Raw genomic sequence first — 26,959 nt, forward strand, 5'->3', positions numbered from 1 at the left:
ATAGGCGCCTGCGTCGAACCGGGGTCGGCTGTCGTCTCAACCTCACTACAGTGTGGCACGCTCGGCTGCCGCTGTCACAAATTCCTCCGACGCCGCTGATCAGGCCGAGGGTTACCGAACCGGCCAACGGGTACGCCTCTACCATGAAGGCCACGAATACGCCCGGCTCGGCCACCCGCCCGCCGTTGATTCGCCACCAATCCCCGGTAACCGCAACCATCGCGATCATCGCGACGGCGGTACTGGTGGCGGTGCTGTCCGTGGTCGCGCTCGGCATCGTCGTCTCGACGATGTGAGACCCGAGCCGTAACAGCAAGCAGGCCCGGTGGTTTCGTTCCCGCGTACTCGGGCATTCCAGGCGCATATCCGAAATGCATTGGGTCACGCGATCTCTGGTCGCGGGGCGGTGCCGCATGCCGCGCAGCAGTGGAGAGAACGGAGCACATCGTGAAGATTGCCATGGTTTCCGAGCACACCTCCCCGCTCGGCGAGCCCGGCGGCGCCCATTCGAGCGGTCAGAGCGTCCACGTCGGCGAGCTGGCGGCGGCCTACGTCCAGCGCGGACACGAGGTCTCGGTCTATATCCGGCGGACCGACCCGACCAGCCCGACCGAAGTGGTCACGGCCGCCGGTTACCGGTTGGTCCGCGTGCCCGCCGGGCCGCCGCGAGCGCTGCCGTTGAACGAAAGTCTGCCGCACCTAGGCGATTTCGGCAGTTTCCTGCAGCGGCACTGGGGCCGGGACAAGCCCGATATCGTGCACGCGCACTTCTGGATGTCCGGGCTCGCCGCGGAGCTGGCCGCGCGGGCGCACGGCATTCCCGTCGTGGTGACCTTCCACGCCCTCGGCACCGTACGCCGCCGCAATCAGGGTTTGGCCGACACCAGCCCGCGTTCGCGCATCCGTTTCGAGCGGCTGATCGCCGGGCGGGCCGCGCACATCGTCGCGACCTCCGCGGACGAGGTGGTCGAGCTGACCAGGATGGGCGTGCCTCGATTCCGGATCTCGATCGTTCCGTCCGGGGTGAATCTCGCGGCGTTCACGCCGGAGGGCGCTCGCGCCGAACGCGGGCAACGCTACCGCCTGCATCGCCTGCTCTCGGTTGGAAAGCTGGTACCGCGCAAAGGTTTCGAGGTCGCGATCAAGGCACTCGAGGACCTGCCCGACACCGAACTGGTGATCGCGGGCGGACCGGTCGGTGACGATGTCGAGGACGACGGCGAAGGCAGGCGGCTACGCCGGCTCGCAATGGAATACGGTGTGCAGGACCGTCTTCGGATGATCGGGCCGGTGCCGCGGACGGAACTGCCGCGCTGGTACCGTTCCGCCGACGTGGTGCTGTGCACGCCCTCGTACGAGCCGTTCGGTCGCACCGCGCTCGAGGCCATGGCGTGCCGTAAACCGGTGGTGGCCACCGCGGTCGGCGGGCTGCTCGACACCGTGGTGGACGGGGTGACCGGCCGGCTGATCGCGCCGCCGGACCCGCTCGCGGTGGCCCGTGCCGTGCGTCCGCTGCTCGACGACAAGACCCTGCGCGAAACTTGGGGCGCCGCCGGATATCAACGCGCCGCGGGACGCTACGCATGGGATCAGGTGGCGCTGGAGACACTGACCGCCTACCACCGCGCCGCGCCCGCACACGCCGCGGAAGTCGTCTCCTCGGCGCGCTGAGCGGGGTCCGATCACTGAGCCAGAGGTCCGATCACTGCGCGAGGGTCTGATCACTGAGTGCGGCCCGATCGGCGACCTCAGCGTGCGGCACCATCGCTCGCGCGGTCCGTCGAGCCGGGTTCGTCACGCGGCGAGCGCCACCACCACGGCACGATCAACCACGCCGCCAAGAACAGCACCGCGACGACGACCCCTGCCACCACACCGCCCGTGGCCCCGGTGACCAATTCGAAGACCAGGATCATCGCGCCGGTCAGCGAGACACCGAGCAGCCCGATCCCGATCATCGCGCAGCGGTGCGCCGCTGACACGACGTTGCCCAGCCGGTGGCGCCGGAACAGGATGCGATGCCACGAGATGGGTGCGACGAGAAAGACGGTGGCCCCGATGGCCGCGGCCAGCGTGATCAAGTACAGCACCCGCAGCGATGGTGACAACGTCGGAAACGAGGCCTGGAACGGCACGATCAACAGCGCCGAGATCAGGAACTGCACACCGGTCTGCACCACCCGCAGTTCCTGGATGAGGGTGCCCCAATTGCGGTCCAGCCGTTCGGTTTCGGTCTCCCCACGCGCATCCCAATTCCAGTCGCGATCGTTTCGGCACCGATCGATTTCGCGGTTGTGCTCGACCGCTGGTTCATTTTGTTGCTCGACCATGCCGCTAGTCCCTCGCCGGCTCGACGCTGTTCCACCGCCGCGCCGCGCTGCCGCGGCAACTCCGGCACCTCACTGCTTACCCGGCTCCACCGAAACGAATCACCCCAGTCGGACACTCGACCAGCACAAATATCGAACCGCCGCAGATCGGGCGTTTCGGATGGTCGGACACGGGCACACGGGCGGTATGAAAACCGCGCACCGGAAGATGCCGACCCGATGACCGGCCATGTGCTGGTGGCCCGGTTGGACAGCGCGGGGGACGTCCTGCTCGCCGGTCCCGCCGTCCGAGCCGTCGCACGTAAAGCCGACACCCTCACCTTCCTCGCTGGGCCGCGCGGCAGTTCGGCCGCCGCCCTACTCCCCGGCGTGGATCGGGTGGTCGAATTCGAAGCCGCGTGGGTCGGGGCCGATCCCCCACCACTCACCAACGCCGGCGTACGCGCGCTCGTCGAATGCGTGCGCCTGCTGGAACCCGACGAGGCCATCATCGCGACCTCGATGCGGCAATCCCCGTTGCCCCTCGCCTTGATCCTTCGAATGGCCGGGGTGCCGCGGATCAGTGCGATCAGTCCGGACCAGGCGGGCACCCTGCTCGATGTCCGCCATCGTGTGGACGACGCACTGCCGGAACAGATCCGGGCGCTCTCGCTGGCGGCCGCGGCGGGCTATCCACCCGGCGACCATCGGCTGCGGGTGCGCCCGGATCTGCCCGAAGTCGACGAATTGACCGGCGGCCCAGGCTATATCGTGCTGCATCCGGGTGCGCCGGAGCCGGCTCGCCGCATGTCGGCCACGCGTAGCCGAGAGGTCGCCGCGGCGCTCGTCGACGCCGGGCACCGCGTGGTGGTGACCGGCAGCCCGGCCGAGCAGACGCTCACCGGAACGGTCGCTTACGGCCTGGCCCGCGATCTGGGCGGCGCCACCGACCTGGCCGGTCTCGCCGCCGTGCTCCGCGACGCCGACGCCGTGGTGGCCCCGAACACCGGTGCGGCGCCATTGGCCGCGGCCGTGGACACCCCGGTCGTCTCGTTGTTCGCGCCGGTCGTGCCGGATCGGCGCTGGGCGCCCTACGGCGTGCCGACCGTCGTGCTCGGTAACCGCAGCCGACCCTGCGGCACCCACTGCCTGGACGCGATCCCCGACACCGCGATCGTCACCGCGACCGAGTTGCTGCTCCGTAGCGCCGGTTGAGGGCCGAACACCGGGGTACCCGCCCGAATATCCCCCTTGGGTGATGTGGACTAGAAAGGACCCTCCATGCTTCCCGGACCGAACGAATCGACCACGGGACACAGCGGTGCCGAGCACCACGGACGTCCCGAAGAGAACTTCCCGGACTACACCCGGACTTCACGCACCCACGTCGGTGAGTCCATCGCCGACACCCGCAACTGGCCGGGCATCGTGCTGGTGGCGCTCGGGCTGGTGGGTCTCGGGCTGACCCTGACCGCAGCGGGCTACGGCTTCGAAGGCTGGGCGATCATCGGCGCCATCGTGACGGTGCTGTGCTTCGCCATCGGTGTTCTCGTGGTGGTTGCCGAGCACCGCAGGCTCAAAGCGAAGGAAGGCAAGCAGCTCAGCGACCCCGCCGGGCACTGATTGCCGGTCGCGCACCCGGGTATTGCGCAAGGGACACCGCCACGGGCGGTTCCTGTACTGAGGAGAACGACATGACTCATCATCGCCGTCGGTCCGGGTTGCGCGTCCTGCTGATCGCCGCGGCGCTAGCGGTCACCCCGCTGGCCGCCGCGTGCTCGGACACCGACAACAAGGAGGCGACCCCCGCGACGCCCACCGACTCCTCGATCACGCTGTCCATGCCCTCCGCCACCGCGCAGGTGCCCGACCCCGACGAGGTCGGTCCCGCGGCGGGAAAGCAGTTGTGCGACATGATGAGTCCCGACATCGACAAGTGGCGTGCCGAGGGTGCCGCCGTCGCGCGGGTGACCTTCAACGGCACCGTGCACAACTGGGCGGCGCGCAACGGCGGCATCAACGACACCGTGCTGAAGGACCGCAGTGTCATCGACAAGATCACCTCGGAGCAGTGCCCCGACGTCCGCAAACAGGCCCTCGAAGTACTCGACGCCACCGACCTCGCCGCCGCGCTGGTCGGATTCGGCGGTTGAGCGTGGACAGGCCGGACCGATGACCGACCGACATCACCGCAACGTCGTAGAACTCCTGGTCCTGCAACACAATCGAATGCGCGAACTACTGGAGGAAATGCTCGCCTCGGTAGGTCAGGAACGGCGAGCATCGTTCGAAGAGTTCGTGCGCTGGCTCGCAGTACACGAGGCCACCGAGGCCGAACTGATGCAGGGCACCGCGCCTGGACGCTAGGAGACAAAGCAGTCCGGTTGAGCCACACGCTGGCGCGCGCCAGGGCGACGACGCCGCCAAGCGCTGAGCCACACCACCAAGCGCTGGGCGACGAGGCAGCCCAGCGATGGCCCGCACTGCTGCGGGCAGTGGCTGCAGGGCAGCCGGGCGCTCGTCGCTGCACCGGTGGGCGGGAGTTCGCCGTGCGAAGTGACCGCGGTGTCGACGGCATCGAGCAGCAAGTGTCCGGTGCGCGGCGCTGGTCGTTTGTGCGTGAGCGATCACTGCGGCCCAGCACTGACCGCTATACCTCCGGTTCCCCGCCGCGGCCCAGCAGTCGCAGCACGGTATTCTCCGGCATGGCCGGTACGCGATGTCCGTTGCGGCCCACCATAGTTCGGCCTGCGAAGAGTGCGTTGAGCACTGCCTCCTCGACCACTCCCACTGCGGCTTCGAAGAACGGGTTCAGCTGGCCCCAGGGAATGAATCTCAGGTTTTCATAAGCGGTTTCGCCGTCCAGGAAGGCGCTGGTCAACGCGCCCTCGTTGGCGGTGGAGAACGCCAGGAAGATGTCGCCGGAGAAGTGTGAGCCCGTGGTGCCCGTGCGAGCCAACCCCAGCGGCACCCTGCGGGCCATTGCGGTCAGCTGACCTGGCAGCAGGGGCGCATCGGTCGCGAGCACCACGATGACCGAGCCGGAACCCGCAGGCGCGGTCCAGGTTCCGAGCGGATTATCGGCCAGTAGTTGCGTACCGACCGGGACGCCCCGGATCACGAGTTCCCGGCGCGCCCCGAAGTTCGCCTGCACGAAAGCACCCACCGTGTACGTGTCCGCGCCGTAACCCACACGGCGTGAAGCGGTGCCGTTACCACCCTTGAAGCCGTAGCAGACCATGCCGGTGCCGCCGCCGACACTGCCCTCGGCGACCGGCCCGCCCGCCGCGGCCTCGATGGCCGCATGGCGTCGGCGGTGGTGAGGTGCGCGCGGTTGATGTCGTTCAGGTAGCCGTCCCAGGTCTCGGCGACCACCGGCAGCGCCCAATCGTCGGGCAGGTCCGGGAACGCGCCGACCAGCCAGTCGATGATGCCGCGATGACAGGTGCCCACGGCATGGGTGTTGGTGACGAGCACGGGCAGCGACAGCGCCCCGGTCTCGGTCAGGAAGGTGGTGCCGGTCATTTCGCCGTTGCCGTTCAACGAGTACCAACCCGCGGCGCACGGCAGGAACACCCCGTCGCGGCCGCGCGGCAGGATCGCGGTGACGCCGGTACGCACATCGTCGCCGCGGATCAGCGTGGTGTAGCCGACCTCGACGCTGGGCACGTCGGTGATCGCGTTGAACTGCCCCGGGACGCCGGTGAATTCGAGGCCGTGTGCTCGCGCGCGCAGAGTCATGGGACGAGCCTAGGGAACAAACTCGACTGCCGCGCGGCAATTTCGGCGAACATCCTTCGGCCCGCGGACCCGCGCCCCGGACATCGATCGGCCGCGTTTGCGCAGCTCCGGACCGGCTATGCCGGGGACATGAGGTCACTATGGTTGAACGACGCCGAGGTTCCGGCGCGGCTGCGGCTGACGCCGGGCTCGCGCTTCGACACCGTCGTGATCGGCGCGGGACTCACCGGTTTGGCGACCGCGTTGCTGCTCGCCGAGAACGGCGTCCAGGTGGCCGTGGTCGAGGCGAAACGGATCGGCGGCGGGACGACCGGCGCCACGACCGGGAAGATCAGTCTGCTGCAGGGCATCCGAGCCCAGCGGATCCGGCGGCTGCACACCGCAGGCACCCTGCGTGACTACGTCGCGGCGAATCGCGAAGGCCAGCAATGGTTGTTGCGGTTCTGCGCCGAACACGCCGTGCCGGTGCAGCAGGCCGACGCCCTCACCTACGCGCAGCGTGAGTCCGAAATCGACTTTGTTCGTACGGAATACGAGGTGACGCGGCAGGCCGGGCTACCGACCGAGCTGATCCCGGAACTCGACCTGCCGTTCCCCACGTTCGGCGCGGTGCGCCTGGCCGATCAGGCGCAGGTGGATCCGATGGCGGTGCTCGCCGCGCTCGCCGTCGACGTGGAAGCGCACGCGGCGCCGATCTACGAATCGACCCTGGTGCACAATGTGCGGCGGGGCCCAGATGGGGATCTCACGGTCGAGACCGAGCACGGTGATCTCGGCGCGGGCACCGTCGTCTTGGCCACGGGCACACCGATACTCGATCGCGGCGGCTTCTTCGCGCGGCTCACCGCGCAGCGTTCGTACCTGGTGGCCTATCGGATCGCCGCCGAGCTGCCACGCGAAATGTACCTCAGCGCAGGGCAACCCACTCGTTCGCTGCGCTACGCCCCGACCCCCGACGGGGACCTGCTGTTGGTCGGCGGCAACGGGCATCCCGTCGGGCGCACCCGCTCGGAGCGCCGGCAGCTCGACGACTTGACCACGTGGACGCGAAAATGGTTCCCCACCGCGGAACTCGTGCAGGAATGGTCGGCTCAGGACTACGCGCCGGTCGGCGAGTTGCCCTATGTCGGACCGCTGCTGCCCGGGCAGGACAGCATCTTGGTCGGTACCGGATACGCGAAATGGGGGCTCACCAACGGTATCGCCGCCGCTGTGGCGCTGGCCGGGCGGATCACCGGAAAGTCACCGAGCTGGGCGGGCGCGCTGGCCAGCTGGCGCCCCGGCGAACTGAAGTCGCTGCCGTCGGCGGCTTCCGCGAACGGCGCTGTGGCGCAACGGCTCACCGCCGGATGGTTACGGGCCGCAGCGCGCGGGGCGCACACCGTGCCCGCCGAAGGCTGTGGTGCGGTGCGGCGGCACGGCCTGCGCCCGACCGCGACCAGCACAGTCGACGGCGTCACGACGACCGTGTCCGCCGTCTGTCCACATCTCTATGGAATCGTCCGCTGGAACGATGCCGAACGGTCCTGGGATTGCCCGCTGCACGGCTCCCGCTTCGCCGCCGACGGCACCCTGTTGGAGGGCCCTGCCACCGAATCGCTCGGCCCCCTGTAGCAGCGCTTGCCAGTCGCTGGTCCGCAGCGCATAGCAAGATCCTGCTGAGAACCCATGGTGCGGAGATCTGTTCAGCGTGCCTTGGCTAGCGTTGTTGTCGTGGTCCTCGACCGGCGTCGGTTACCGAACAGCCTGGCGGCGCACCACCATTGAGCGGCGGGGAGTCCGCGCGGAGTCATCGGCACAGTGGCTCCGCGCGGGCGAGGATCTCGTCCACCGTCTGCTCTACAGTGAGATCCGAAGTGTCCAGCCACAATCCGATGCGGGGCGTCTCGTCCCGCAGCACGGTGTCCAGATCCTCGACGGTGAACGAGCCGTAGGCGACCTTGTCGCGCCCGGCCTCCCGGGCAGCGACCGCCGCCGGTCGCGGAGCGAGCACCACCACGTACAGCGGGCGGGTCCGGAACTGCTCGATGGTGTAGGGCAGCAGCGCACCGAGCACCGTGTCCTGCACGATCGCGGTGAAACCCGCCGCAACGTAGGTGTCCGCCGTTTGGGCGGCGAGGCGGTGCCGCAACCGCAACTGGTCCATCGCTTCAGTCGTCGGCTCCCTGCTCATCTCGGCCCGCCCGCCCACGACGAACCGCCGATAGGTGTCGCCACGGACATGCGCCGAGCGCGGCAGCCGCGCGGCGAGCGCCTGTGCCACAGTCGATTTGCCCGCCGCCTGGATACCGGTGAGGAGATAGGCCGATGCCGTCATACCGATCATGTTCGCAACCCCGGCAACCGATTTTCCGCGCCCGCTAGCCACTCGTCGCGGCACACCTCGTACTCGACCTCCCCGTGCTCGGTGCCGGGCAGTGGATCCTCGAAGTCGGGATAGAACGTGCGGACATAGCGGAGACCCACCTTCTCCATCACCCGACGCGAGCCGACATTGACGGCCATCGTCTGAGCCCACACCCGCCGCACCCCGAACTCGGTGAACCCTTTGTGCACCAGTGCCCGCGCCACTTCGGTCGCATACCCCCGCCCCCACACCGACGCCCCGAACCGATAACCGAGCTCGACCTCCCGGCACCCACCATCCGCCGGCGGCTGCAACGCCACCCAGCCCACAAACGCACCCACCTGTTCCGCGTCGACCGAAGTCGCCACCGCACGCGTTCCGCCCTCCGAGTCCGGCGAAGTGGTGCGGGACGAACTCGCCACCACGCCCACTCGGCCAACCGAATCCGGCGAACTGGTTCCGGACGAACCCGCCACCGCACCAGCACGGCCGTCCGGATTCGGCGATACGGTCCCCGACGAACTTGCCTCCGAACCTGCTCCGCCAGCCCGATTCGGCGATACCGTGCCCGAAGGACTCGCCACCGCACCCGCACGACCGTCCGAATTTGGCGATACCGTGCCCGACGAACACGCGACCGCGCCCACTCCGCCAACCCAATTCGGCGATGTGATGCCGGACGAACTCGCCACCGCACCCGCGCGACCGTCCGAGTCCGGCGATACCGTGCTCGACGAACACGCGACCGCGCCCACTGCGCCAGTCGAAACCGGCGATGTAGTGCCGCATGAACTTGCCACCGCACCCACCCTGCCAGCCGATACCGGCAATACCGTGCCCGACGAACACCCGGCCGCACCCACTCGGCTGGCCGAGTCCAGCGACTCGCGGGCCGACCACGCACTGGCGTCGATCGCACCGCTGTCGGCCATGGCGGAGCGCGATATCGTCGACCGCTCCAGCACCGCGAAACGACCCAGCGGACTTCGTGCGTAGTCACGCAGAATTCGAGGCAACACCTCGTCCTCGATTTCGGCGCGTGGCGTCGGCTCCCCGGTCAGGTAGCGCATCACCGCCGGATCACTGTCCAAGCGCACCAGTTCATCGACGTCGTCTGCGTCGAACCGGCGCAACACCAGCCGTGGCGTCCTCAGAAAAATCCGCACCAGCCATCCTGTGCCGACCGCCACCCGCCCGTCCAACCCATTTCGCCCGGCGAGCACATTTCGCCCGGCGAGCAACTCCCACCACCAAACTTCAGAGCAGCCAAACCACCACGCGCACACCCCACCCACAGCGCTCGACGATCGACTCGCGCCACCGGAGTTCGGGGCTGGCCGGGTGCCCGGGACGGCTCTACTGTGGCATTCTGTCCTGCGCAGTGGGCTGGGATGAGCAAGGTGGGTTGTGGTGCTGAGTCAGGATGTCGAGCTGGCCGGACGGTGGTGGCAGTGGGCGATGTCGATACCCACCGAACGTAACCCCGTCTGCGATGAGACCGGGCGGTTTGCCGGGGAGAATCAGCCTGCGGACGTCTGGTTCCTCGCCGGCACGTTCGGCGGTAAAGCAAGCCGGCGCTGCGAGATCCCCCACGGCAAACCGATCTTCTTCCCCCTGTTCAACATGATGCACAGGACCACCCTGCGCAACCGACGCATCCCATACGTCGCGACCGCAAGCGGTCACGCCGAACTCAACGGCGTACCCCTGCCGGTCCGCGAGGTCGCCAACCGCAAACCATTCCCCGTCGAAGCCGTCGAGGGCGGCCCCTTCGGCGAACACGGCCGCTACAAAGCAACCGCCTGGGGCCTGTGGGCCACCCTGGAAGACCTCGCCTACGGCAACTACATCCTCACCTTCGGCGGCGAATACGAACCCGGCGGCTTCTGGGTCGAAGCCACCTACGACCTCGAAATCGTCTGACCTCGCACCTGTGCCCATCCTGGTTCGCCAGTGCTGACCGGCCGGAGCTGACCGGCCGAGTTGACCGGCCCGAGCCGACCCGCCCAAGCCGACTCACCCGAGCTGGTCCGCCCGAGCCGACCCCCCGAGCTGACCGGCCCGAGCTGACCGGCCCAAGCCGACTCACCCGAGCTGGTCCGCCAGAGCGGTCTGCCAGAGCTGTGAGCCGCCAGAACACGTGCGCATCCCGAGAGCGGGTGCCAGCCTTACTCTGCGCCGCGAGGGCGGGCCGTTGGTTCGGGTGATGGCTGGGTTTTGTTGGGATTCCTTGCGTTTCGTCCTGTTGGCTGGCTACCGCAGTGTGACGAGCCCAGTTTCGTGCACCTGCCGCGGGAGTTACATGGATAGCGCTGAGCGCGTCGGGTGCCGTACCCGGCTGTAGGCGCACGTCAGGTGCGCCGCGCCAAGTTCCGGCGTGGTCATCTGGCTGTCGTGGAGTCTCGAGCAGCTTGGGAGAAGAGAGGGCGCGTGAATTGAGCAGGGCACGAGTGGCGCAGCGCGTGAATTGAGCAGGGCACGAGTGGCGCAGCGCGTGAATTGAGCAGGGCACGAGTGGCGCAGCGCGTGAATTGAGCAGGGCACGAGTGGCGCAGCGCGTGAGTGGCGCAGCGCGCGAGTCATGCAGCGCGCGAGTCATGCAGCGCGCGAGTGACGCAAGGAGCGAGTGACGCAAGGAGCGAGTGACGCAAGGAGCGAGTGACGCAGCGCGTGAGTGGTGCAGTGCGAGTGAGGCAAAGCAACGCGGGCGGGCGGGCGGGCGGGCGGAGCAACGCGTATGCGCAGAGCAACGCGGGCGGGTGACAGCCGGGGATGGTCAGCCTGGCCGGCGAGTAGCAGTGGGGTGGGTGCTTAGCAGTCGGAGGTCAGGACCAAGCGACAGATAGGGAGATCGGGGCAAGAGCTGCACCACTTCTAGGGATTCGCACCCGTTCTAGCAGGCCAGAGGGGGTGCGAATCCCTAGAAGTGGTGCGGATACGCAGAAGGGGTGCGGTTGATCGCTACGGGAGCCGAGCGAGTGGACCAAGCGACAGATAGGTCGGGGGTCACAGAGAGTTCATACGGTTCACAGCAGCTGTAGCTGCTGTGAACCGTAGGGAACGTCTGTGACCCCCGACTCGCGCCGTGAAACACGCCGAGGGGCAACGACACCCACCCGAAACCGCTGATACCCGTCAAGGAACTCTCGAAAACGGCACCACAGCCAGATGACCACGCTGGGACAGGACGCCGCACACCTGACGCGCGCCTACAGTCGGGAACCCCACCTGACGCGCTCAGCACCATCCGTGTAACTCCCGCGGCAGGCGCACGAAACTGGGCTCGTCATACGACGGGAACAAGCCAACAGGACCAAACGCATGGGCATCGAGCCGAACGCGACGCATCGGCAGTCGAACGCAACAACCACCCGCACTCCCTACTCCGCAGCACGGGCGAGAAACGTTAAGTAGCTAGGGCTCTCGGGGTCGAGGACGATGGTTTGGCCGGTGATGTGGCGTTGACGCCAGGGGGCGAGGAAGTGGCGGGGGAAGCTGGTGCGGCTCACGGCTACGCGTAGTCGGTGGCCGGCGGGGAGTAGAGCTTCGGTGGGGTTGATTTCGATGTCGATGGTGAACGGCGTGCCGGGTTCGATGGGGAGGACCGCGTCGGCGGTGAGGGTGTGCAGCGGGAAGAGGAGTTCGCCGTCGACGTAATCGCTTGCGGCGGTGTCGATCGCGCGGTGGGTGGAGAGCAGGGCGCCGCGGGTGAGGGGCACCGAGGCGCCGTCGGGTTCGACGTCGCAGACGGTGACGGACCAGAAGGCGTCGGCGCCTTCGATTTCGGCGTTGAGATGCAGGTTCATGGTGCCGGAGAGCACGGTGTCGGTGGGAAACGGCGCGCTCGTGAAGGTGACCGCACCCGCTTCGGCGTGCCGGTCGTCGGTGCCGAACCGCCTGCCGAGCAGCAGGGTGACGCCCATGCTCATCACGCCGGTGTTGTTGGAAGCCATGCGCGTCGGGCCGTTGGGCAGCGGGAGCCGCGATTCGATCTCGGCCGGCTCGGCGGTGAGCGCGGCGTCGGTTCCCGCGTGCGGTGCGGTGCCGCTGGTCGCGGGGTCGAGGTAGAGCTTGCGCACGGTCGCCGCGGGGTCGGGGAACTGCTTGTGCTGCAACCATTTACCGTCGCCCTGCCGACGCACGGTCACCGGCCCGTACCGGTCGATGCCGTTGTCGATGTCCTTGACCCAGCGGTCGAACCACGCGCACTGCAACTCGTCGATCGGCTGCGGACTGTCCGGAGCGCCGAAGCCCGAACCGGCGGTCAGATGATACGAATCATCGACCAGCACCTGTTTCGCTCCACCGGACAACGGAATTCGGTCGAACATCCGGAAGTTGGATCGGTTGTAGACGTCGTGCCAGCCGCCGTGGATCCAGGTCGGCACCGTGATGTCTTCGAAGCGCGCCAGTTTGGTCGCCCACATCGGGTTGAGGAAACTGTCGGGGTGGTTCTCGGTGAGCCCGATCTCGACGGCGTGGCGCACCCAGCTGGCCGGGTCAGCGAACCGGTCGCGCAGGAACTGCTTGGTGATCCCCGCCTTCCGCAGTCCCGACACCGACGGTAACCATTTGAAGCCGTTCACGGCCAGGATCCACAGCAGCATGCCGGGAGTCGGCACCCCGCCGGTCAGTCCCAGCTCACGCACCTGGTCTTCGCCGGCCTCGATCGCGAACACCGCGCGCAGCCCCTCCGGCCGCAAACCCGCGGTGATCAACGCCGAGATCGCCCCGTAGGAGATGCCGGTGACCACGAATTCGCCGTTGCACCAGGGCTGTTCGCGGACCCACGCGACGGCCTCCAGGTAGTCCTGCTGTTCCCGGGGCTGGAAGAAGTCCCAACTGCCGGTCGACGTACCGGTCCCCCGCACGTCGATCATCAGCCCGACGTAGCCGCGCAACACCGCGGTGCGGTTGATCACGAACGGCTCGAGAATGCCGCCTGCGGGCGTGTACAGCACGTCTCGCGCCGTGAACCGCTGCCGGTCCGAGCCGCCGAGCCGGGCACTGAGCTTCCGTAAGGTGTTGTGCCAGCGCATACCTCGGCGATTGAGCATCTTGTTGTACGCGGTGAAGTTGATGATCGCGGGCAACGGCTCACGGGCGGGTCCGCCACCGTCGCCGGGTCGCAGGATATCGGCGGTGAGGACGGCACCATCGGACATCGGGATGGGAACCGTGTTGGCGCCGAACAGTTTCGGATAGCGCACCGGACCGATCTCGAATCGGTGGTTCGGCGGTACCGTCGTCGCCGCGGTGCTGAGTGGCTGGGCCGTCATAGTGCACGACGATAGGCGTAAACGAACACCGCCGTCCCCGAAATCGGCACTACTGTCCCAGACGGGACGATCCGGCAGGACGTTCAGGCAGGTTCGGCGCTCAGCACGATGGTGGTCCAACCCCCGAGGTGGATCCGATCCCCGCTGCGCAACCGCACCGGCACCCGCGCGGGGATGCGGTCGTCACTGCCGTTGACGCTGGTGCCGTTGGTGGAACCGAGATCGGTGACGGTGAGCCCGTCGGCATCGAGGTGCAGGGTGGCGTGCGCGCGCGAGACACCGACGTCGGCGGGGGCGATGCCGAGGTCGATATCGGGGCTGAGCCCCTGCGAAGCGCTGCGCTTGCCGATCAGGATGTCGTTGCCGTGCAGCACGATTCGACGTTCAGGGTAGAACGCCGGGAACCCGACCTGGTCGGCGTCGGGCCCCTTGCGGGCGATCACCCGATCGTAGAACTCCCGATCGGCGGTGACGGTGGCGACCCAGACAACCGGGTCCGGGACCACCGTCTGTGTGGTCTCCTGCGCTGCGGCGGGCGGCGCGGGCAAGGCCGAATCGTGTCCGCACTGCTCGCAGAAGCGGCCGCCGGCTGGCGCGCCGCACGCGGGGCACAGCGCGCTCGGTTCGACCACGGCGGCAGCCGAACCGATCGGCGCACCACAGCTGTCGCAGTAGTCCGTCGCGCTCGATTCGTGCCCGTCCGGGCAGGTGACGGTCATCTACCCCTCCTTCCGCACCCTGGCCGTCTTGGTCGATCGCGCGTCCAGCGCCATCTCTTCCGCGGCCGCGACACCGGCGCGCAACCGGACCGTCCCGTTCTGCTCGTCGACCTCGACCACGCCGCGCAACAACTTCGCCGTGCCCTCGTTCCCCGATTCCGCGGCGAGCTCGACTGCCCGCCGCAGTTTGGCCGTCGCGGTCTCGGTGTCGCCGCTCTTGCGCGCCGCCAGCCCTTCCTGCACCGCCTGAGCCAGTTCGGCCTGCCCGGTGTAATGCGCTACGCGCCTGCTGATTCGGGCGGACAGTTCGGTGTCGGTGGTCCAGACCGCCTTCACCAGCCCCTGTCCGAGCACCTCCCCACCGCTGACCACGCTGACCCGGGCGGCGAGCTTCTCCCGGCCCGGCGCACCAGGTTCCACCTGCACCTGCACGTGGTAGTCGCGGTCCTCGGCGCCCCACGCACCGAGCGGGTACTCCCCCACCTGGGCGGCGGTGTCGACCCGGCGGGCGGTGAGGTCCTCGATGGCCGGCGCCACCTGCTTGACGAAACGCACCTTGGCCCCGGCCGGAGTCCACACCCGCAGGGTCAGTTCCGGAATCGCCTTGGCCATCGAGCCCCGCATCATGGCGGTGAAATCCGCGGCCAGCTCGGCCGGGTCGGCAACGATGTCGACGGTGCCGTGCAGCGCCGAGGCGATGGCCCGCAATTCGTCCACCCGCCAATCGGTTCCGACGCCACGGCAATCACAGGTGAACACGCCCTCGGACTGCGCGATCTCCGCGGCGAGCGCGGCGGGTTCCTCGTGCTCGTTCTTGCCGTCGGTGAGCAGGATGGCGTGCACCATCGCGCCGGGATGCTTCTTGGCCAGCTGTCTGGTGAGGCCGAGCCAGGTGCCCATCGCGGTGCCGCCGCCCGCCTTCAGCTTGTCCAGCTTGCGGCGCGCGGCGGCCCGGGATTCGCGGTTGGCGGCCAGCGACGGCACGTCGGTGGGAAAGGCCAGCCGGGCGATGTGCGTACCGTCGATGATGGCGAATCTGGTCCCGTCGGCCATCGCGTCCAGCGCGGCCAGGGTGGCCTGGCGGGCGCCCGGGAATTTGTGCCCGGTGGCCATCGACCCCGAGCAGTCGACGATGATCACCTCGAGCCGCTCCTGCGGCGGCGCGGCGACCACCAGGCCGGCCGCGGTTTCCACGGTGACCACGGCATCGACCGTGCCGACCCCGTCGGCCAGATATTCGTTCTGGTCCACGGCGACCGAAACACCGTTTCCTGCAAGAGAACTCACTGTACTTCTGCTCCTGACTCACCGGACCACGGAATGGGAACGAGGGCGACGGTGATGTTGTCGCTGCCGCCGCAGCGCAGCGCGAACTCGACCAGTTCACGGGCGGCGACCGCCGGTGCGTGCGCGGTGGCGAGCTCGGCCAGCGCGGCCGCGTCCGACAGGTAGTTCCACAGGCCGTCACTGCACAGCAGCAGCACACCGGGTCCGGTGGTGCGCAGCGTGCGAACGCAGTTGTCCGACCACGGTTTCACCGGTCCGTCCGCACCGAGCCAGCGGATCAGGGTGTGTGCGCGCGGATCGTTCATGGCGGCCTGCTCGTCCATCGCACCCGCGTCGACCAGGGCCTGTGCCCACGAGTCGTCCACGGTCAGCCGCTGCGAGGGTGGATTCGCGGGGTCCTCGGGTGTATCCGCGTGCAGCCAATAGGCCCGGCTGTCACCGACATTGGCGACCGTCAGCAGCACACCATCCGCATCGGCTTGCACGACCGCCGACACGTAGGTGCACGAGGGCGCGTGCCCGTCGGTGATCGCGATCCCGCGCACTGCGGTGGCCGCCGCCTCGAGGCCCGCCATCACCGCCTCGCGAGCGGGTCGTCCCGCCAGCAGTGCCGCGCGGCAGGCGTCGACACCGGTCTTGGCCGCGGTCCCCGACGCCACCTGCGGATCCTCGGAGGTCGATACCCCGTCCGCGACCGCGATCACCACCGCGGCGGAGTCGTCGAGCACCGCGGCGGCCACCGCGTCCTCGTTGCGCGCGTGCGCGATTCCGCGGTCGGTGACCACCGCGACGGCGCCGAGGTCGGCGGCGAACCGATCCGGCGCACCGCGCAATTGCCCACAGCCGGTGCAATATCCGTCGGGGTCGTAGCGGGCGCCCCCGCAGTTCTCGCAGTCCCCGGGCGGGCCCGGCTCGTTGTTCGGCAGCACGACCTGCCTGCCGCCCAGCTCGTGACCGCAGCTCTCGCAGAAGCGATCCCCCGCGTGCACCGCGGACGCGCAACCCGGACAACGCGATTCGGGTGCGGTCGGCGCTACGGCGGGCACCACCGGGGTCGGCAGCGTGGCCTCCGGATCCGGGTCGGTCATAGCGTGGTCCTCGGGCGGATGGTGTTCGCCTGCTCTACCAATGCGAATCGCTCCCACATGTCGTCGGTTTCATGGGCAAGGTCCCGATAGCAACGCTCCAATCCGGCCCGGACACCGTCTTGATCGAGCGGCACGCCCAGCAGCCGCCCGTGCTCGGACGGCACGCCGCCGGCCTGGAGCCAGTCGAGCGCCGCGGCCTGCACCCGCAGCCGGATCTCGGCGGAACGGCGCCTCGAGTCCAGTCGCAGGCGGGTGATCCGCTCCCCGGCATCGCGCAGGATCGGCTCGGTGAGCTCGGCCGGCGCTCGATCGTGCAGCACTGTGCGCACCGCGGCGATCCCGGCCTCGGTGAACAGCACCGAGCCCGCGTCGACCTGATCCAGCGCCGCCACCGCACCGTCGCGGTCACCGGCCGCGGTGCGCAGCCGAGCCAGGCCGAACACCGCGCTGAGGTAGCCGCGATCGGTGCGCCAGACCGTCTCGTAATACAGTGCGGCCCTGCGCTGGTGCTGTGCGGCGGCGAAATCGGTGGTCGCGGCGGCACCGGACAGCTCCGCGACGGCGGCCAGCGCCAGTTTCGGCGCCGCCTCACCGGGCAGCCCGGCGTACACCGCCTCGAACTCGATCGCCGCCTCCGCCAGATCGCCTGCGAGCAAACGGGATTGGCCGCGATACCAGGTCAGTCGCCAGTCCCCCCACAGCGTCCCGGCCGCCGCCGTCAGCCGCCGATCGGCCTCGGCGCTGTCGCCCACCTCCAGCGCGGCCCGGATCAGCCGCAGCGGGATCTCGGCCGACTCACCGCGTCCGGTGACCACCGAGCGCAGCCCCGCCTCGAACGAGCGCTCCAGCTCGGCCGGTGTGGTGCCGCCGGTCGTCGCGAGCAGAGCGGCCGCGCTGTCGGTCGGGTCGACCAGCGGAACCGGTAGGGCGGCAATGATTTTCGCCGCGTCCACCGCCACATCGACGCCGAACACACCACGCGGTGGCCCGAAATAGGTCGACATGCCCGGCCGGGGCACCCCGTCATCAAGGGACAGCACCTCGCGCAGCACGCCGGTCAGCTGGTCGGCCATCTCCTCCATCGAGGCGAACCGCGCGTCCGGCGACTCGTCGGTGGCCCGCAGCAGGAACCGGTGCAGCGAATCGTAGGTGGCGAGCAGCGGTTCGGCCTCCGGGCCGGGCAGCGCGCCGAAATGACCGTTGTGCTGGGGCACGTGCATCAGCAGCACGGCGAGGGTGCGGCCGACGGTGTACACATCGGTGGCGACCGTCGGGCCGGTGTTCGCGATCTCGGGCGCCCGGTATCCCGCGGTGCCGTAGATCGGGCTGTCCTCGTCGTCCATCGCGATCACCGCGCCGAGATCGATGAGCTTGAGCTGCTCGTCGGTCTGCATCACGTTGTCCGGCTTGAAATCACAGTAGGCCAGGCCCAGGGAATGCAGGTACCCGAGCGCGGGCAGCATCTCCAGGATGTAGGCGATCGCCTGTGCGGGCGGCAGATAGCCGCTGTCGGTCTCACGGCGAGCGCGCAGGATCTGTTTCAGCGATGTGCCGCCGACGTACTCCATCACGATGTAGCCGACCGGCACCCCGTCCGAGCCCGCGTGCTCGACGAAGTTGTGGATCTTGACGATGCTCGGGTGCTCGACCTCGGCGAGGAAACGCTTCTCCGCCACCGCGGCCAGCATGGCATCGCTGTCGCCGGAGTTGAGCAAACCCTTCAGCACCACCCAGCGGTCGCTGACGTTGCGGTCGGTCGCGAGATAGATCCAGCCGAGTCCGCCGTGCGCCAGGCACCCCGCCACCTCGTACTGGCCGGCGACCAGATCGCCCTTGAACAGCTTGGGGGTGAACGAGAATCGGGTACCGCAGTTCGGGCAGAAGCCCTCGGTCCGGCCGGGTGTGCCGTCGCGGCCGCGCCCCACCGGCTTCTCGCATTTGCCGCAGAATCGTTTGTTCTCCGCCACTTCCGGGTCGGCCAGGATGGCGCCGGCCGGATCGATGCGCGGTACCCGCGGCACGTCGACCATGCCCGCGCCCAGCCTGCCGCGGCGGCTCGAGCGGGACGAGGACCGGCCGGTGCGCATCGAGCGCGAACTGCCGCGGGTGCTCGGGGTGGATGCGATCGCGGCCGTCGGCGGGGCCGGCGCGGTGCCGCACACCTCGCAGTACCCGTCGATCACCGTTCCGGCACAACCGGGTTCGGTGCAGTGCTCGGGGGTGGCGGCCGCCGTGGTCGCCTCGGCCGCAGCGGCCTCGTTCGGCTGCGCGGTCGAGCGGATCGTCGTCGCCTCGGCCGGGGCGGTGCCGCAGACCGTGCAGTAGCCGTCCTCGATCGTGCCGGTGCAACCGGGTTCGGTGCAGCTCTGGGTACTCATGATCGCCTCCCCGATTTCGCCGCGACGAGTTGCTGGTAGTCGGCGACCGCGCGGGTGACGGCCGCCAGATCGCAGGGTTTGCCGGACAGCAGCGCAGCCGCGGTCTCGTGCGCGGCGAGCAGATCCCGGTCTTCGCTGACGCCCAGCCGCGCCGCTTTGGCGTGATACGCCGCCAGCCTGCCGCGTAATTCGGCCCGGCGGTCGAGCAGGCCCTGGGCCAGGTTCTCCGCCGCGGCGGCCGCCGCGAGCGCACGGTCGATTCGACCACGCAGCGCGGGCAGCGCCGCCGCACCGGATTCGGCCGCGACTGCGTCGAGTTCGCCACGCAGCCGGGCGGATTCGTCGACGAGCTGCGGCAGCGGACCCGATCGTATGGTGCGCTCGACCTCCGCTTTGGCCCGCGCGGCGCGTGCCACGGTCGCCACGAGTTCGGCCAACCTGGTGCGCAGGGCGGCCACCGCGGCGGGCCGATTCGCCGCCAGCGCCGCGAATTCGGCGAGGATCGCCGCCTGCCGCCGCAGCGCATCGCCGAGTTCGGCCAGGCGAGCATCGATCTCGGCGTTCGTCAGCGCGAGCGGATCGGTGGCCGAGCAGCTCAGCAGTTCGGCGATGCCGTCGCCGATCGCGCGCAACTCCGGTGTCGCCGCCCCCGCCTTGTCCAAGGTCTCCTGCAGCGGGGCCAGGCCCGACATCACCCGGGTGTTCACCTGGTCGACCGCGTCGAGGAATTCGGCGATCGGCGGGAAACTCGCCCGCATCCGGTCCACCGTGTCGGCGAGGCCGACGAACAGCACGTGTTCACTCGGACCGGTCAGCGAGCGCTCGGCCAGCGGGATCGGGGTCCGCGACACCTCGTATGACCGTCCACGCAGCAGCTCGGTCAGTTCGGCGCGCTGTGCGTCGTCGAGTTTGGCGCGGGTGCCGCGCACGGTGCGCGCGGAATCCAGGATCGCGCGCATCCGCCCGAGGTCCTCCCACATCAGCGCCAGCGCGTCGCGCACCGGCAGCCAGCGGGCCGCGGTGACACCGGACGGCGGATACCGGCGCACCAGGGTGAGCCCGGGATGCTTGTCGAGTTCCAGCATCGTGTTCGTGATCGCGTCGAGTTCGGTTGTCCGACGGGTCAATTCGAGGTCGATCTCGACCAGGCCGAGCAGCTGCATGGTCCGGCTCATCCCACGTACCGGGCGACCGGCTGCCCCGGCGAGGGACCGAGCACGGACAGCTTGTCGGTGTAGATCCGCTGCCAGGTGCCGTCGGTGCGCATCCGCTCCAGCACGCCGTTGACGAACCGGACCAGTTCGTCGCTGCCCTTGGGCGCGCCGACCGCGTACGCCCCCGTGCCGATCGGTTCGCCGACCACCTGGAGATTACGGTCCTGCGCGACCAGCCCGAACAGGATCGGATCGTCGCCACTGACCGCGTCCACATGTCCCTGCTGCAGCGCGACCAGGCAGTCGGTCCAGTTGGTGACGCCGATGACGATGGGGCGCTTGGCCATCGCGAACAGCGGGGCCGCCGCGGTGGTACCGCGCGCGACGCAGACGCGTTTGCCCGCCAAGTCGGCACCCGTGCTGATGCCGGACTCGCGCGGTGCCAGAATGCGTTGGGCCGAGCGGTAATAGACGGCCGAGAAGTCCACTTCCCGGCGCCGCTCACACGTCGCGGAGAAGGTACGCACGATCAGGTCGACCTTCTTGTCGTGCAGCGCGGAGATGCGTTCCGCGGCGGTCACCGAGCGCAGCTCGATCTTGTTGGGATCGCCCAGGATGTCCTTGGCGATCTCGCGTGCGATATCGATGTCGAAACCCTGCAGCTGGCCGGTGCCCGGATCCCGGAAACCGAACAGGTAGGTGTTCTGGTCGACCCCGACTCGCAGCCTGCCGTTCGCGACGATCGCCGCCATCGGCGAACCCGGCGGCATCGCACCGGGTCTCGGCTGCACCGCGTTCGGCCGCAACGTCGCCTCCGAGTCACAACTGCTGTCGCCCTCGGCCTGTGGCGGCACCGAGATCTCCTCGGCGCCCGCAGGCTTGGGATTCACCGCGTCCAATGTGCTCGGCGCGGGCAGGTCGCCGGAGCCGCAGCCGGACACCAGGGCCGTGGCGCCGACCAGTAACGCGGCCAGGATCAGGCGTGTTTTCACAGGAACTCCTTCAGCCGCGGCCACAGGCCGACCACCATCGCGGCGGCCGCGAACACCAGCAGGGCCAGCGTGCCGAACGGGCTCAGCGTCAACGCCGCACCCGCGGTGGACAAGTCGTCACGCAAAGCGCGGCGCTCCTGCGCGAGGTTGTCGTTCATCGCACGGTCCAACGCGGCGAACCGGGTGGCGGAGGACTGCGATCCGGTGCCGATCGCCTGGCTCACCGCCGCTCGATAGTCGGCGGCCTGATAGGCGGCGACCTGGGCGCGGTGACCCGACAGCCAGTTCGCGAGTTCTTGGGCCGCAATGGAATCGGGGGCGACGACGGTCGCGAGGCGCTCGCGCAATTCGATCGAATGCTGGGTGTAGCGATCCTCACCGGCCGCGATATCACCGCGCGTGATCAGCTGCAGGGTCTCTTCGGTGCGCGCCTGCTGGGCCGCGATCCGCGCGTTGGCCAGGGTTTCGAAGCGGCTGCTCGCGCCGGATGCACTGGTGTCCAAGGCTTTCGACGCGACACCGGGTGCGACGATCAGCCACAGCAGCGCCAGCGCGGTCGCGCCCGCCGCCAGCACGACGCCGAGGTTGGCCCGGCGGTTGGTGCGCTGCAACAGGATCCAGGAGGCAATCGCTAACGCGAGCAACACCAGCAGGACCAGCACGATGCTGAGCATCGGCCGCGCGCCGATCGCCCGCTCGTCCGTGCGCACCGCCGCGAACCGCGCGGTGGTGAGCCGTTCGGCGTTGGGCAGCAGCGAGTCCTGCATCAGACCCGAGGCCTCGCTGAGGTAGGACGAGCCGACCGGGAAGCCCTGCCGATTGTTCGACCTGGCGGCCTCGACGAGCCCGGTGTAGGCGGGCAGGTCGGCCACGATCCTGGCGACGATCTGCCGCGTTTGCTCGTCGGATGCCCCGACCGTCGCGTCCGCCAGTGCGGCCGCGGCGTCGGCGAGCGACTGCTGGTACTGCTGACGCACCGCGGGCGCCTCGATCCCGCCGGACAGGAACGCGGTCGCCGCCGTCGCGTCGGCGGCCGAGAGCGCCACATACAGCCGCTGGGCGGCGAAGGCGAGCGGCTCGGTGCGCTCCAGCGCGCTCTGCTGGCGGGCGTTCTTGCCGCTCATCTGGTTCATCGCGGTGAACCCGGCGAGCAGGCACAGCACGACGGATACGACGACGACGCCCACGATCACCCCCGGCGTCGTGCCGGCGAAGCGTCGCAACCACAGGGTCCCGTTGCGGATGCGAGGTCCCACACCGTCCTCCTTCATCTCCCCGGCCGGTGTCTTCGATCGCGATAGTACGGGAGGAGGATTCGGTGCGCCGACCGATTGCCCAGGTACTGGACAAACGCCGCTGACCAGGCAAGTCGGGGCTTGTCCGGCGGCGATCACACTGCTCGGCCGCGACGACGCGCGCCGCTGCGCTCAGCTGGGCGGTCGAATCACCTTGGGCGCTTTGCTGATTCGCGCCACGACCAGCGCCGCGACGCGCATCCCGGTGATGGTGAGCCAGCCGAGCCGGGCGGGGGTCTGGAACGCCTTCGCTGAGGCCAGAGCGGCAGGATGACTCGCGATGAGCGAGCCGATCACCGCGACACCGAGTGACTGACCTATCTGTCGTGAGGTGGTGGCCACGCTGGCCGCGACCCCGGCCTGTGCGACGGGCAGCCCCGCCACCACAGGAAGCCGCCCATCGCGCCGAACGCCAGGATCGCGATCACCACCGCGCCGGTGACCGGAAGACGCGCAGATCGATCAGCGCCTCCTCGTGCTGCGGGGCGTAGCGGGCCAGCGCGGCCAGGCACACCGCCGCACCGGCGAAGCAGCCGAGTGTGCCCGGCGCGGCCCAACCCCGGTGCGGCCCCGACCGTCCGACACGATCGACGCCGGGCACGGTGGGCGCGCTCGACGCCCGGGGACAGGTCAGCGCACGCCCGCCGGTACCGGGACCTCGCGCGGCAGCGACCGCCCCTCGTGCAGGCGGAACTCCTGGGGCGGACAGCCCTTCCAGCGCCGGAACGCGCGAATGAACGACGCGGCTTCGGCGTAGCCCAGGCGCGCCGCCACCTGCTCGGTACTCATGTCGGTGTACGCGAGCAACTGTTCGGACAGCAGCTGGCGCACCTCGTCGAGCAGCGCGCGAAACGAGGTCGCCTCCTCGTTGAGGCGGCGCGAGAGCGTGCGCGGGCTCATGAACAATTCGTTGGCGACCGCGATCTGATCAGGCAGCTCACCCGGATTGCGGACGAGCAGGTCACGGACGCTGCCCGCGACACCCGAGCGGGGCTGCCTGCGATGCAGCAGGTCCCGGCAGAGCTGGGCGCAGTCGCCGCGGGCCCGTTCATGGTTGCGTGGCATCGGCGCGTCCAGGCCTCGACTGTGGAAAATCACAATGTCGGCCCGGGCGCCGAAAAGCGGTTCCACGCCGCAGATCTCACGGAATCGACGGCTGTCCGACGGTGCCGTGTGCCGGAATTCGATCCGGATCGGTGAAATTTCTCCGTCGAACAGCTGGGCGCACACGGTGGCCGCCCCGGTGAGCATTCGCTCGGCGAGAAAAGCACGGATATGCGCCGGGTTCTCCGAATCGTCGAAGCGTAACCGGGTCTCGCCGCCGGTCTGCTCGACGGTGAGCCGGCCGGAGACGAAAACGCGGTCGAGATAGCGGGCCGCCACATCGAATCCGTCGCGCAGCGTACGGCTGCTGAGCAGCGCCAGACCCCAGGGACCGACCAGCGGCAGACCGGTCCGGCTGCCCGCTTCCGCGCCGAGCGCGGCTTCGGTACCGAAGCGGGCCAGCAGGTTACGGATCACCACCAATTCCTGGTGCACCGTGCACTCGACATCGCCACGCGTGAGCGTGGTGCCTGCCAGGCCCTCGGCCGCGGCCATTCCGCGTTCCTCGGCCAGCGCGAGCAAAACGCGCAGGCCGGCGGTGGTCGTCCGGCGCAGATCCCGATCGAACATTCGCTCGCATTCCTCATCGAATTCGCCATACCAGCTGGCTTGGCGAAATGTATCAATGCGCGCGCTCGCCGATGGGCGAATTGCCGAAGTTCTCTCCTCGTCCAGTATCGCGGCCGAGCCCTGTTGGGAAGGAACACAATTGGTGTCAGTGCTCGGGCTCGGCGGCGCATACCCCGCCGTGCGCCGAGGCCGGGTCCTCGAAGTAGGACACCACACGTTCGTCGATGCACCGGTTGACGTCGCCGAAGACGAACGTGTGCCCGTCACCCTCCCGGATCAGCAGCGGGCTGTCGAGATAGCCCGCCATCCGCTCGGCGTTGCCCACCGGCGTGGTCGGATCGTGCCTGGTCCCGATGAACAGCACCGGAGCCGCACCCTCGGCGCGCTGCGGCCGAAATGCCTTCGCGGTACCGGCGGTCGGCCAGAAATCGCAGGTATCGAGCGGGAATTCGGCCGGGCGCGGCTCGTAGTCGTCACAGGTGGCCGCGTCGTACGGCGCCGCCTCGTCGGCCTGGTGCGGTTGTCCGGCGAACCGCAGCTGCGATATCACCGCTCAGGAATCGCGCACGACGACGCCCAGGTGCCGGGCGAAGGCGGGGGCCAACTCCATCAGCTGGCCGTTGTCGATGGTCGCGCCACGCAGTGCGTCGAGGCCCTCGGTGATATCGAGCGAACGAGCCCCGCGCAGGTCGACCTTGGTCAAGGTGGCGCGGTGCAGCACCAGGCTTTCCAAAGTCGAACCCGGGAAGGTCACGGTGTGCAGCGCGGCGTCGCCGAAATCGCAGTCCCGCAGCACACATTCGACGAACGACACCTCCCGCAGCTGGGCGGTGCGGAAGTTGACCGAATCGAACTTGCAGCCCTCGAACCGGACCCGGCGCAGGCGCGCGCCCGCGAAATCGACGCCCGACAGCGCGCCCGCGACGACTTCGCCGTCCAGCCAGTTGGTGTCGGCCAGCTCGGTGCCCACCCAGCGCACATTGCGCATCCACACGTCGGCGAACCTGGTGTGGCGCAGGCTGCCCCGATGCCACGCCACCGAGGTGAACACCGACTCCCCGAACCGCGCGTTCTGCACGTCGGCGTCGTCGAGGTCGAGGGCGTCGACGTGCACGCAGTGGTAATCGCCCTCCGATTCGAGCGCTCCCGCCGGCGCCGTCAGATACCGCGCGTACGACAGGTCCCCGAGCTCCCGAGCCATGCATTTCCTCCCGATCTTCACGCTGCCTGGGTCGGCACACGAGTATTCCCTGCCCTACCGACAAGCGGCGCGACGCGGGTGGTTCGATCAACCGCCGTCCGTCCGGCGGACGATGGGACGGCGGCGGTAACGCTGCTGCGGAATGCTGGTTGCGCGTTGGGCGGCAGGCAGATACTGCACCGTGTGCTGCGAGCGTTTCGGAGCGCGGGGCATACGCGCGGTCGTGCTCGGCGGATGCAGGTGCTGCGAGCGTTTCGGAGCGCGGGGCATACGCGCCCTCGTGCTCGGCGGATGCGTTGCCCGCGAGGCTGATGACATGCTGGGGACATGACGATCGACGGCACGGTGGCACCCGGATACGAGGCGGTGCGCGACGCGTTCGCCGCGAACTTCGCCGAACAGGGCGAGATCGGTGCCGCCGTGTGCGTGTACCGGGACGGCGAACCCGTGGTGGATCTCTGGGGCGGCATCGCCGATCCCGACACCGCCAGGCCGTGGCAGCGCGACACGTTGCAGCTGGTCTACTCGGCGACCAAAGGCGTGACAACAACCCTCGCGCACCTGCTCGCCGAGCGCGGCCTGCTCGACCTCGACGCGCCCGTCGCGCGGTACTGGCCGGAGTTCGCGGCGGCGGGCAAAGCCGAGATCCCGGTGCGCTGGCTGCTGACCCACCAGGCCGGCCTGGCCGCGCTGGACAAGCCGGTCCCGCTCGCCGACGCGCTGGCGTGGACGCCGATGGTCGACGCGCTGGCGGCGCAGGCGCCGAACTGGCCGCCGGGGACCACGCACGGGTATCACGGGCGCACCTTCGGCTGGCTGGTCGGCGAGGTCATCCGCCGCGTCACCGGACGCAGCGTCGGACGGTTCCTCGCCGACGAGATCGCCGGACCGTTCGGCGTCGAGTTCTTCATCGGCCTGCCGCCCGCCGAACAGCATCGGGTGAGCCGGTTGGTCTTCGCGCCGAAGCCGGACCTCACCGCGGCGCCCGACGAGCTGATCCCGGAGCCACTGCGCGCGATGGTGGCGGCGCTGCGCGACCCGGAATCGTTGAGCAACCGCGCCTTTCAAGTCACCGACCCGGGAGATATCGACTTCAACTCGGCCGCTGTGCACGCCGCGGAACTGCCCGCGAGCAACGGTATCGGCACCGCCCGCGGACTGGCCCGGCTCTACGCCGCGCTCGTCGGCGAGGTGAACGGCCGGCGCCTGTTGCGCGCGGACACCCTCGCCGCCGCCGTTCGTGAACAAGTCAGCGGCACAGACGCGGTCATCATGCTGCCGAACCGGTACGCCACCGGCTACATGCTGCCGCGCGACGAAATCCCGCTCGGCGGACCGGGATCCTTCGGCCACCCCGGCCGCGGCGGCTCCCTCGCCTACGCCGACCCCGCCCGCCGAATCGCCTTCGCCTACACCCCGAACTACATCATCGAACAGGCCATAGACCTGCGCGCCCGCAATCTGGTAGACGCACTGGAAACCACACTGAACTGAG

Annotated in this window: 26 protein-coding genes and 2 pseudogenes; 10 read left to right on the top strand and 18 right to left on the bottom strand. The window is 69.1% G+C overall.

Annotated features, from left to right (window positions below):
* Window positions 1-143: 143 nt before the first annotated feature.
* Both O3I_RS45645 and O3I_RS25925 read left to right on the top strand, forming a co-directional pair.
* A complete protein-coding gene (locus O3I_RS45645) occupies window positions 144-296 on the top strand; it encodes a hypothetical protein (protein WP_167829180.1) in 153 nt (50 codons plus the stop codon).
* A gap of 151 nt (window positions 297-447) precedes the next feature.
* Window positions 448-1,671, top strand: a complete 1,224-nt coding sequence (locus O3I_RS25925) for a glycosyltransferase (protein WP_041564376.1) — start codon at window positions 448-450, stop codon at window positions 1,669-1,671.
* A gap of 77 nt (window positions 1,672-1,748) precedes the next feature.
* On the opposite strand, the gene O3I_RS25930 is transcribed toward O3I_RS25925, so the two are convergent.
* Window positions 1,749-2,330 carry a DUF6328 family protein gene (locus O3I_RS25930; RefSeq protein WP_014985964.1) on the bottom strand — a complete coding sequence of 194 codons (582 nt, stop codon included), beginning with the start codon at window positions 2,328-2,330 and terminating at the stop codon, window positions 1,749-1,751.
* Window positions 2,331-2,549: 219 nt separating this feature from the next.
* Between O3I_RS25930 and O3I_RS25935 the strand changes: the two genes are divergently transcribed.
* From O3I_RS25935 to O3I_RS25950, 4 genes are all read left to right on the top strand, one after another.
* Complete coding sequence (locus O3I_RS25935; protein ID WP_014985965.1) at window positions 2,550-3,524, top strand: glycosyltransferase family 9 protein; 975 nt, start codon at window positions 2,550-2,552, stop codon at window positions 3,522-3,524.
* A gap of 66 nt (window positions 3,525-3,590) precedes the next feature.
* A complete protein-coding gene (locus O3I_RS25940; RefSeq protein WP_014985966.1) occupies window positions 3,591-3,932 on the top strand; it encodes a hypothetical protein in 342 nt (113 codons plus the stop codon).
* A 71-nt stretch (window positions 3,933-4,003) separates the two neighbouring features.
* Window positions 4,004-4,462 carry a hypothetical protein gene (locus O3I_RS25945; protein WP_014985967.1) on the top strand — a complete coding sequence of 153 codons (459 nt, stop codon included), beginning with the start codon at window positions 4,004-4,006 and terminating at the stop codon, window positions 4,460-4,462.
* 19 nt (window positions 4,463-4,481) lie between these two features.
* A complete protein-coding gene (locus tag O3I_RS25950) occupies window positions 4,482-4,676 on the top strand; it encodes a hypothetical protein (protein ID WP_014985968.1) in 195 nt (64 codons plus the stop codon).
* Between the two features lie 283 nt (window positions 4,677-4,959).
* Here O3I_RS25950 and O3I_RS25955 read toward each other — a convergent pair.
* Window positions 4,960-6,050 (bottom strand): annotated as a pseudogene (locus O3I_RS25955) (P1 family peptidase).
* A gap of 129 nt (window positions 6,051-6,179) precedes the next feature.
* On the opposite strand from O3I_RS25955, the gene O3I_RS25960 reads away from it, so the two are divergent.
* Window positions 6,180-7,664 carry an FAD-dependent oxidoreductase gene (locus O3I_RS25960; RefSeq protein ID WP_041562876.1) on the top strand — a complete coding sequence of 495 codons (1,485 nt, stop codon included), beginning with the start codon at window positions 6,180-6,182 and terminating at the stop codon, window positions 7,662-7,664.
* 175 nt (window positions 7,665-7,839) lie between these two features.
* Here the strand turns inward: O3I_RS25960 and O3I_RS25965 are convergent, their stop codons facing one another.
* Window positions 7,840-8,367: an AAA family ATPase gene (locus O3I_RS25965; protein ID WP_041564378.1), complete on the bottom strand. Its 528-nt coding sequence runs from the start codon at window positions 8,365-8,367 to the stop codon at window positions 7,840-7,842.
* 5 nt (window positions 8,368-8,372) lie between these two features.
* The gene (locus tag O3I_RS46475) at window positions 8,373-8,765 is read right to left on the bottom strand and encodes a GNAT family N-acetyltransferase (protein WP_014985971.1); all 393 of its coding nucleotides are present in this window, start codon (window positions 8,763-8,765) and stop codon (window positions 8,373-8,375) included.
* Between the two features lie 250 nt (window positions 8,766-9,015).
* On the opposite strand from O3I_RS46475, the gene O3I_RS46480 reads away from it, so the two are divergent.
* On the top strand, window positions 9,016-9,393 hold the full coding sequence (locus O3I_RS46480; RefSeq protein ID WP_237748445.1) for a hypothetical protein: 378 nt from the start codon (window positions 9,016-9,018) through the stop codon (window positions 9,391-9,393).
* A gap of 11 nt (window positions 9,394-9,404) precedes the next feature.
* Here O3I_RS46480 and O3I_RS47080 read toward each other — a convergent pair.
* Window positions 9,405-9,692: pseudogene (locus O3I_RS47080) on the bottom strand (GNAT family N-acetyltransferase); the annotation flags it as partial.
* A 163-nt stretch (window positions 9,693-9,855) separates the two neighbouring features.
* Here O3I_RS47080 and O3I_RS25980 point away from each other — a divergent pair.
* Window positions 9,856-10,320: a hypothetical protein gene (locus O3I_RS25980; RefSeq protein WP_065652224.1), complete on the top strand. Its 465-nt coding sequence runs from the start codon at window positions 9,856-9,858 to the stop codon at window positions 10,318-10,320.
* A gap of 1,457 nt (window positions 10,321-11,777) precedes the next feature.
* Here O3I_RS25980 and O3I_RS25985 read toward each other — a convergent pair.
* The 13 genes from O3I_RS25985 to O3I_RS26045 form a co-directional block, all read right to left on the bottom strand.
* Complete coding sequence (locus tag O3I_RS25985; RefSeq protein WP_014985974.1) at window positions 11,778-13,676, bottom strand: CocE/NonD family hydrolase; 1,899 nt, start codon at window positions 13,674-13,676, stop codon at window positions 11,778-11,780.
* An 83-nt stretch (window positions 13,677-13,759) separates the two neighbouring features.
* Window positions 13,760-14,395 (bottom strand): FHA domain-containing protein, encoded by a 636-nt coding sequence (locus O3I_RS25990; protein ID WP_014985975.1) that lies wholly within the window; start codon window positions 14,393-14,395, stop codon window positions 13,760-13,762.
* Entirely contained in the window at window positions 14,396-15,682 is a 1,287-nt protein-coding gene (locus O3I_RS25995) for a VWA domain-containing protein (protein WP_041562877.1), read from the bottom strand. It lies immediately after the preceding gene.
* Window positions 15,679-16,770, bottom strand: coding sequence for a protein phosphatase 2C domain-containing protein (locus tag O3I_RS26000; protein ID WP_014985977.1), 1,092 nt, complete (start codon window positions 16,768-16,770; stop codon window positions 15,679-15,681). The genes O3I_RS25995 and O3I_RS26000 overlap by 4 nt, the downstream gene beginning before the upstream one ends.
* A complete protein-coding gene (locus O3I_RS26005; RefSeq protein WP_081594140.1) occupies window positions 16,767-19,148 on the bottom strand; it encodes a serine/threonine-protein kinase in 2,382 nt (793 codons plus the stop codon). Before O3I_RS26005 ends, O3I_RS26000 begins: the two co-directional genes overlap by 4 nt.
* Window positions 19,145-20,323: a hypothetical protein gene (locus tag O3I_RS26015; protein ID WP_014985980.1), complete on the bottom strand. Its 1,179-nt coding sequence runs from the start codon at window positions 20,321-20,323 to the stop codon at window positions 19,145-19,147. The genes O3I_RS26005 and O3I_RS26015 overlap by 4 nt, the downstream gene beginning before the upstream one ends.
* Window positions 20,320-21,294, bottom strand: coding sequence for a glutamate ABC transporter substrate-binding protein (locus O3I_RS26020; protein WP_014985981.1), 975 nt, complete (start codon window positions 21,292-21,294; stop codon window positions 20,320-20,322). Before O3I_RS26020 ends, O3I_RS26015 begins: the two co-directional genes overlap by 4 nt.
* Window positions 21,291-22,550 (bottom strand): hypothetical protein, encoded by a 1,260-nt coding sequence (locus O3I_RS26025; protein WP_237748135.1) that lies wholly within the window; start codon window positions 22,548-22,550, stop codon window positions 21,291-21,293. The genes O3I_RS26020 and O3I_RS26025 overlap by 4 nt, the downstream gene beginning before the upstream one ends.
* Before the next feature lie 171 nt (window positions 22,551-22,721).
* On the bottom strand, window positions 22,722-22,973 hold the full coding sequence (locus tag O3I_RS26030; protein WP_141692013.1) for an MFS transporter: 252 nt from the start codon (window positions 22,971-22,973) through the stop codon (window positions 22,722-22,724).
* A 40-nt stretch (window positions 22,974-23,013) separates the two neighbouring features.
* Window positions 23,014-23,190, bottom strand: a complete 177-nt coding sequence (locus O3I_RS45650; RefSeq protein ID WP_167829181.1) for a hypothetical protein — start codon at window positions 23,188-23,190, stop codon at window positions 23,014-23,016.
* Between the two features lie 29 nt (window positions 23,191-23,219).
* Window positions 23,220-24,263 (bottom strand): AraC family transcriptional regulator, encoded by a 1,044-nt coding sequence (locus O3I_RS26035; protein ID WP_014985984.1) that lies wholly within the window; start codon window positions 24,261-24,263, stop codon window positions 23,220-23,222.
* A 145-nt stretch (window positions 24,264-24,408) separates the two neighbouring features.
* Entirely contained in the window at window positions 24,409-24,813 is a 405-nt protein-coding gene (locus O3I_RS26040) for an alpha/beta hydrolase (protein WP_014985985.1), read from the bottom strand.
* 3 nt (window positions 24,814-24,816) lie between these two features.
* Complete coding sequence (locus tag O3I_RS26045; RefSeq protein WP_014985986.1) at window positions 24,817-25,464, bottom strand: pentapeptide repeat-containing protein; 648 nt, start codon at window positions 25,462-25,464, stop codon at window positions 24,817-24,819.
* Window positions 25,465-25,791: 327 nt separating this feature from the next.
* Between O3I_RS26045 and O3I_RS26050 the strand changes: the two genes are divergently transcribed.
* Complete coding sequence (locus O3I_RS26050; RefSeq protein WP_014985987.1) at window positions 25,792-26,958, top strand: serine hydrolase domain-containing protein; 1,167 nt, start codon at window positions 25,792-25,794, stop codon at window positions 26,956-26,958.
* Window position 26,959 lies beyond the last annotated feature (1 nt).

The sequence above is a fragment of the Nocardia brasiliensis ATCC 700358 genome (assembly GCF_000250675.2).
In the GTDB taxonomy this organism is placed as follows: domain Bacteria; phylum Actinomycetota; class Actinomycetes; order Mycobacteriales; family Mycobacteriaceae; genus Nocardia; species Nocardia brasiliensis_B.

Coding starts and splice junctions, on each gene's coding strand:
- O3I_RS25940 (WP_014985966.1), top strand. CDS start 3,591: ATGCTTCCCGGACCGAACGAATCGACCACGGGACACAGCGGTGCCGAG.
- O3I_RS26035 (WP_014985984.1), bottom strand. CDS start 24,263: ATGTTCGATCGGGATCTGCGCCGGACGACCACCGCCGGCCTGCGCGTT.
- O3I_RS26050 (WP_014985987.1), top strand. CDS start 25,792: ATGACGATCGACGGCACGGTGGCACCCGGATACGAGGCGGTGCGCGAC.
- O3I_RS25945 (WP_014985967.1), top strand. CDS start 4,004: ATGACTCATCATCGCCGTCGGTCCGGGTTGCGCGTCCTGCTGATCGCC.
- O3I_RS25960 (WP_041562876.1), top strand. CDS start 6,180: ATGAGGTCACTATGGTTGAACGACGCCGAGGTTCCGGCGCGGCTGCGG.
- O3I_RS25950 (WP_014985968.1), top strand. CDS start 4,482: ATGACCGACCGACATCACCGCAACGTCGTAGAACTCCTGGTCCTGCAA.
- O3I_RS26045 (WP_014985986.1), bottom strand. CDS start 25,464: ATGGCTCGGGAGCTCGGGGACCTGTCGTACGCGCGGTATCTGACGGCG.
- O3I_RS26000 (WP_014985977.1), bottom strand. CDS start 16,770: ATGACCGACCCGGATCCGGAGGCCACGCTGCCGACCCCGGTGGTGCCC.
- O3I_RS25935 (WP_014985965.1), top strand. CDS start 2,550: ATGACCGGCCATGTGCTGGTGGCCCGGTTGGACAGCGCGGGGGACGTC.
- O3I_RS45645 (WP_167829180.1), top strand. CDS start 144: ATGAAGGCCACGAATACGCCCGGCTCGGCCACCCGCCCGCCGTTGATT.
- O3I_RS25990 (WP_014985975.1), bottom strand. CDS start 14,395: ATGACCGTCACCTGCCCGGACGGGCACGAATCGAGCGCGACGGACTAC.
- O3I_RS26005 (WP_081594140.1), bottom strand. CDS start 19,148: ATGAGTACCCAGAGCTGCACCGAACCCGGTTGCACCGGCACGATCGAG.
- O3I_RS25965 (WP_041564378.1), bottom strand. CDS start 8,367: ATGACGGCATCGGCCTATCTCCTCACCGGTATCCAGGCGGCGGGCAAA.
- O3I_RS25980 (WP_065652224.1), top strand. CDS start 9,856: ATGTCGATACCCACCGAACGTAACCCCGTCTGCGATGAGACCGGGCGG.
- O3I_RS25930 (WP_014985964.1), bottom strand. CDS start 2,330: ATGGTCGAGCAACAAAATGAACCAGCGGTCGAGCACAACCGCGAAATC.
- O3I_RS26015 (WP_014985980.1), bottom strand. CDS start 20,323: ATGAGCCGGACCATGCAGCTGCTCGGCCTGGTCGAGATCGACCTCGAA.
- O3I_RS25985 (WP_014985974.1), bottom strand. CDS start 13,676: ATGACGGCCCAGCCACTCAGCACCGCGGCGACGACGGTACCGCCGAAC.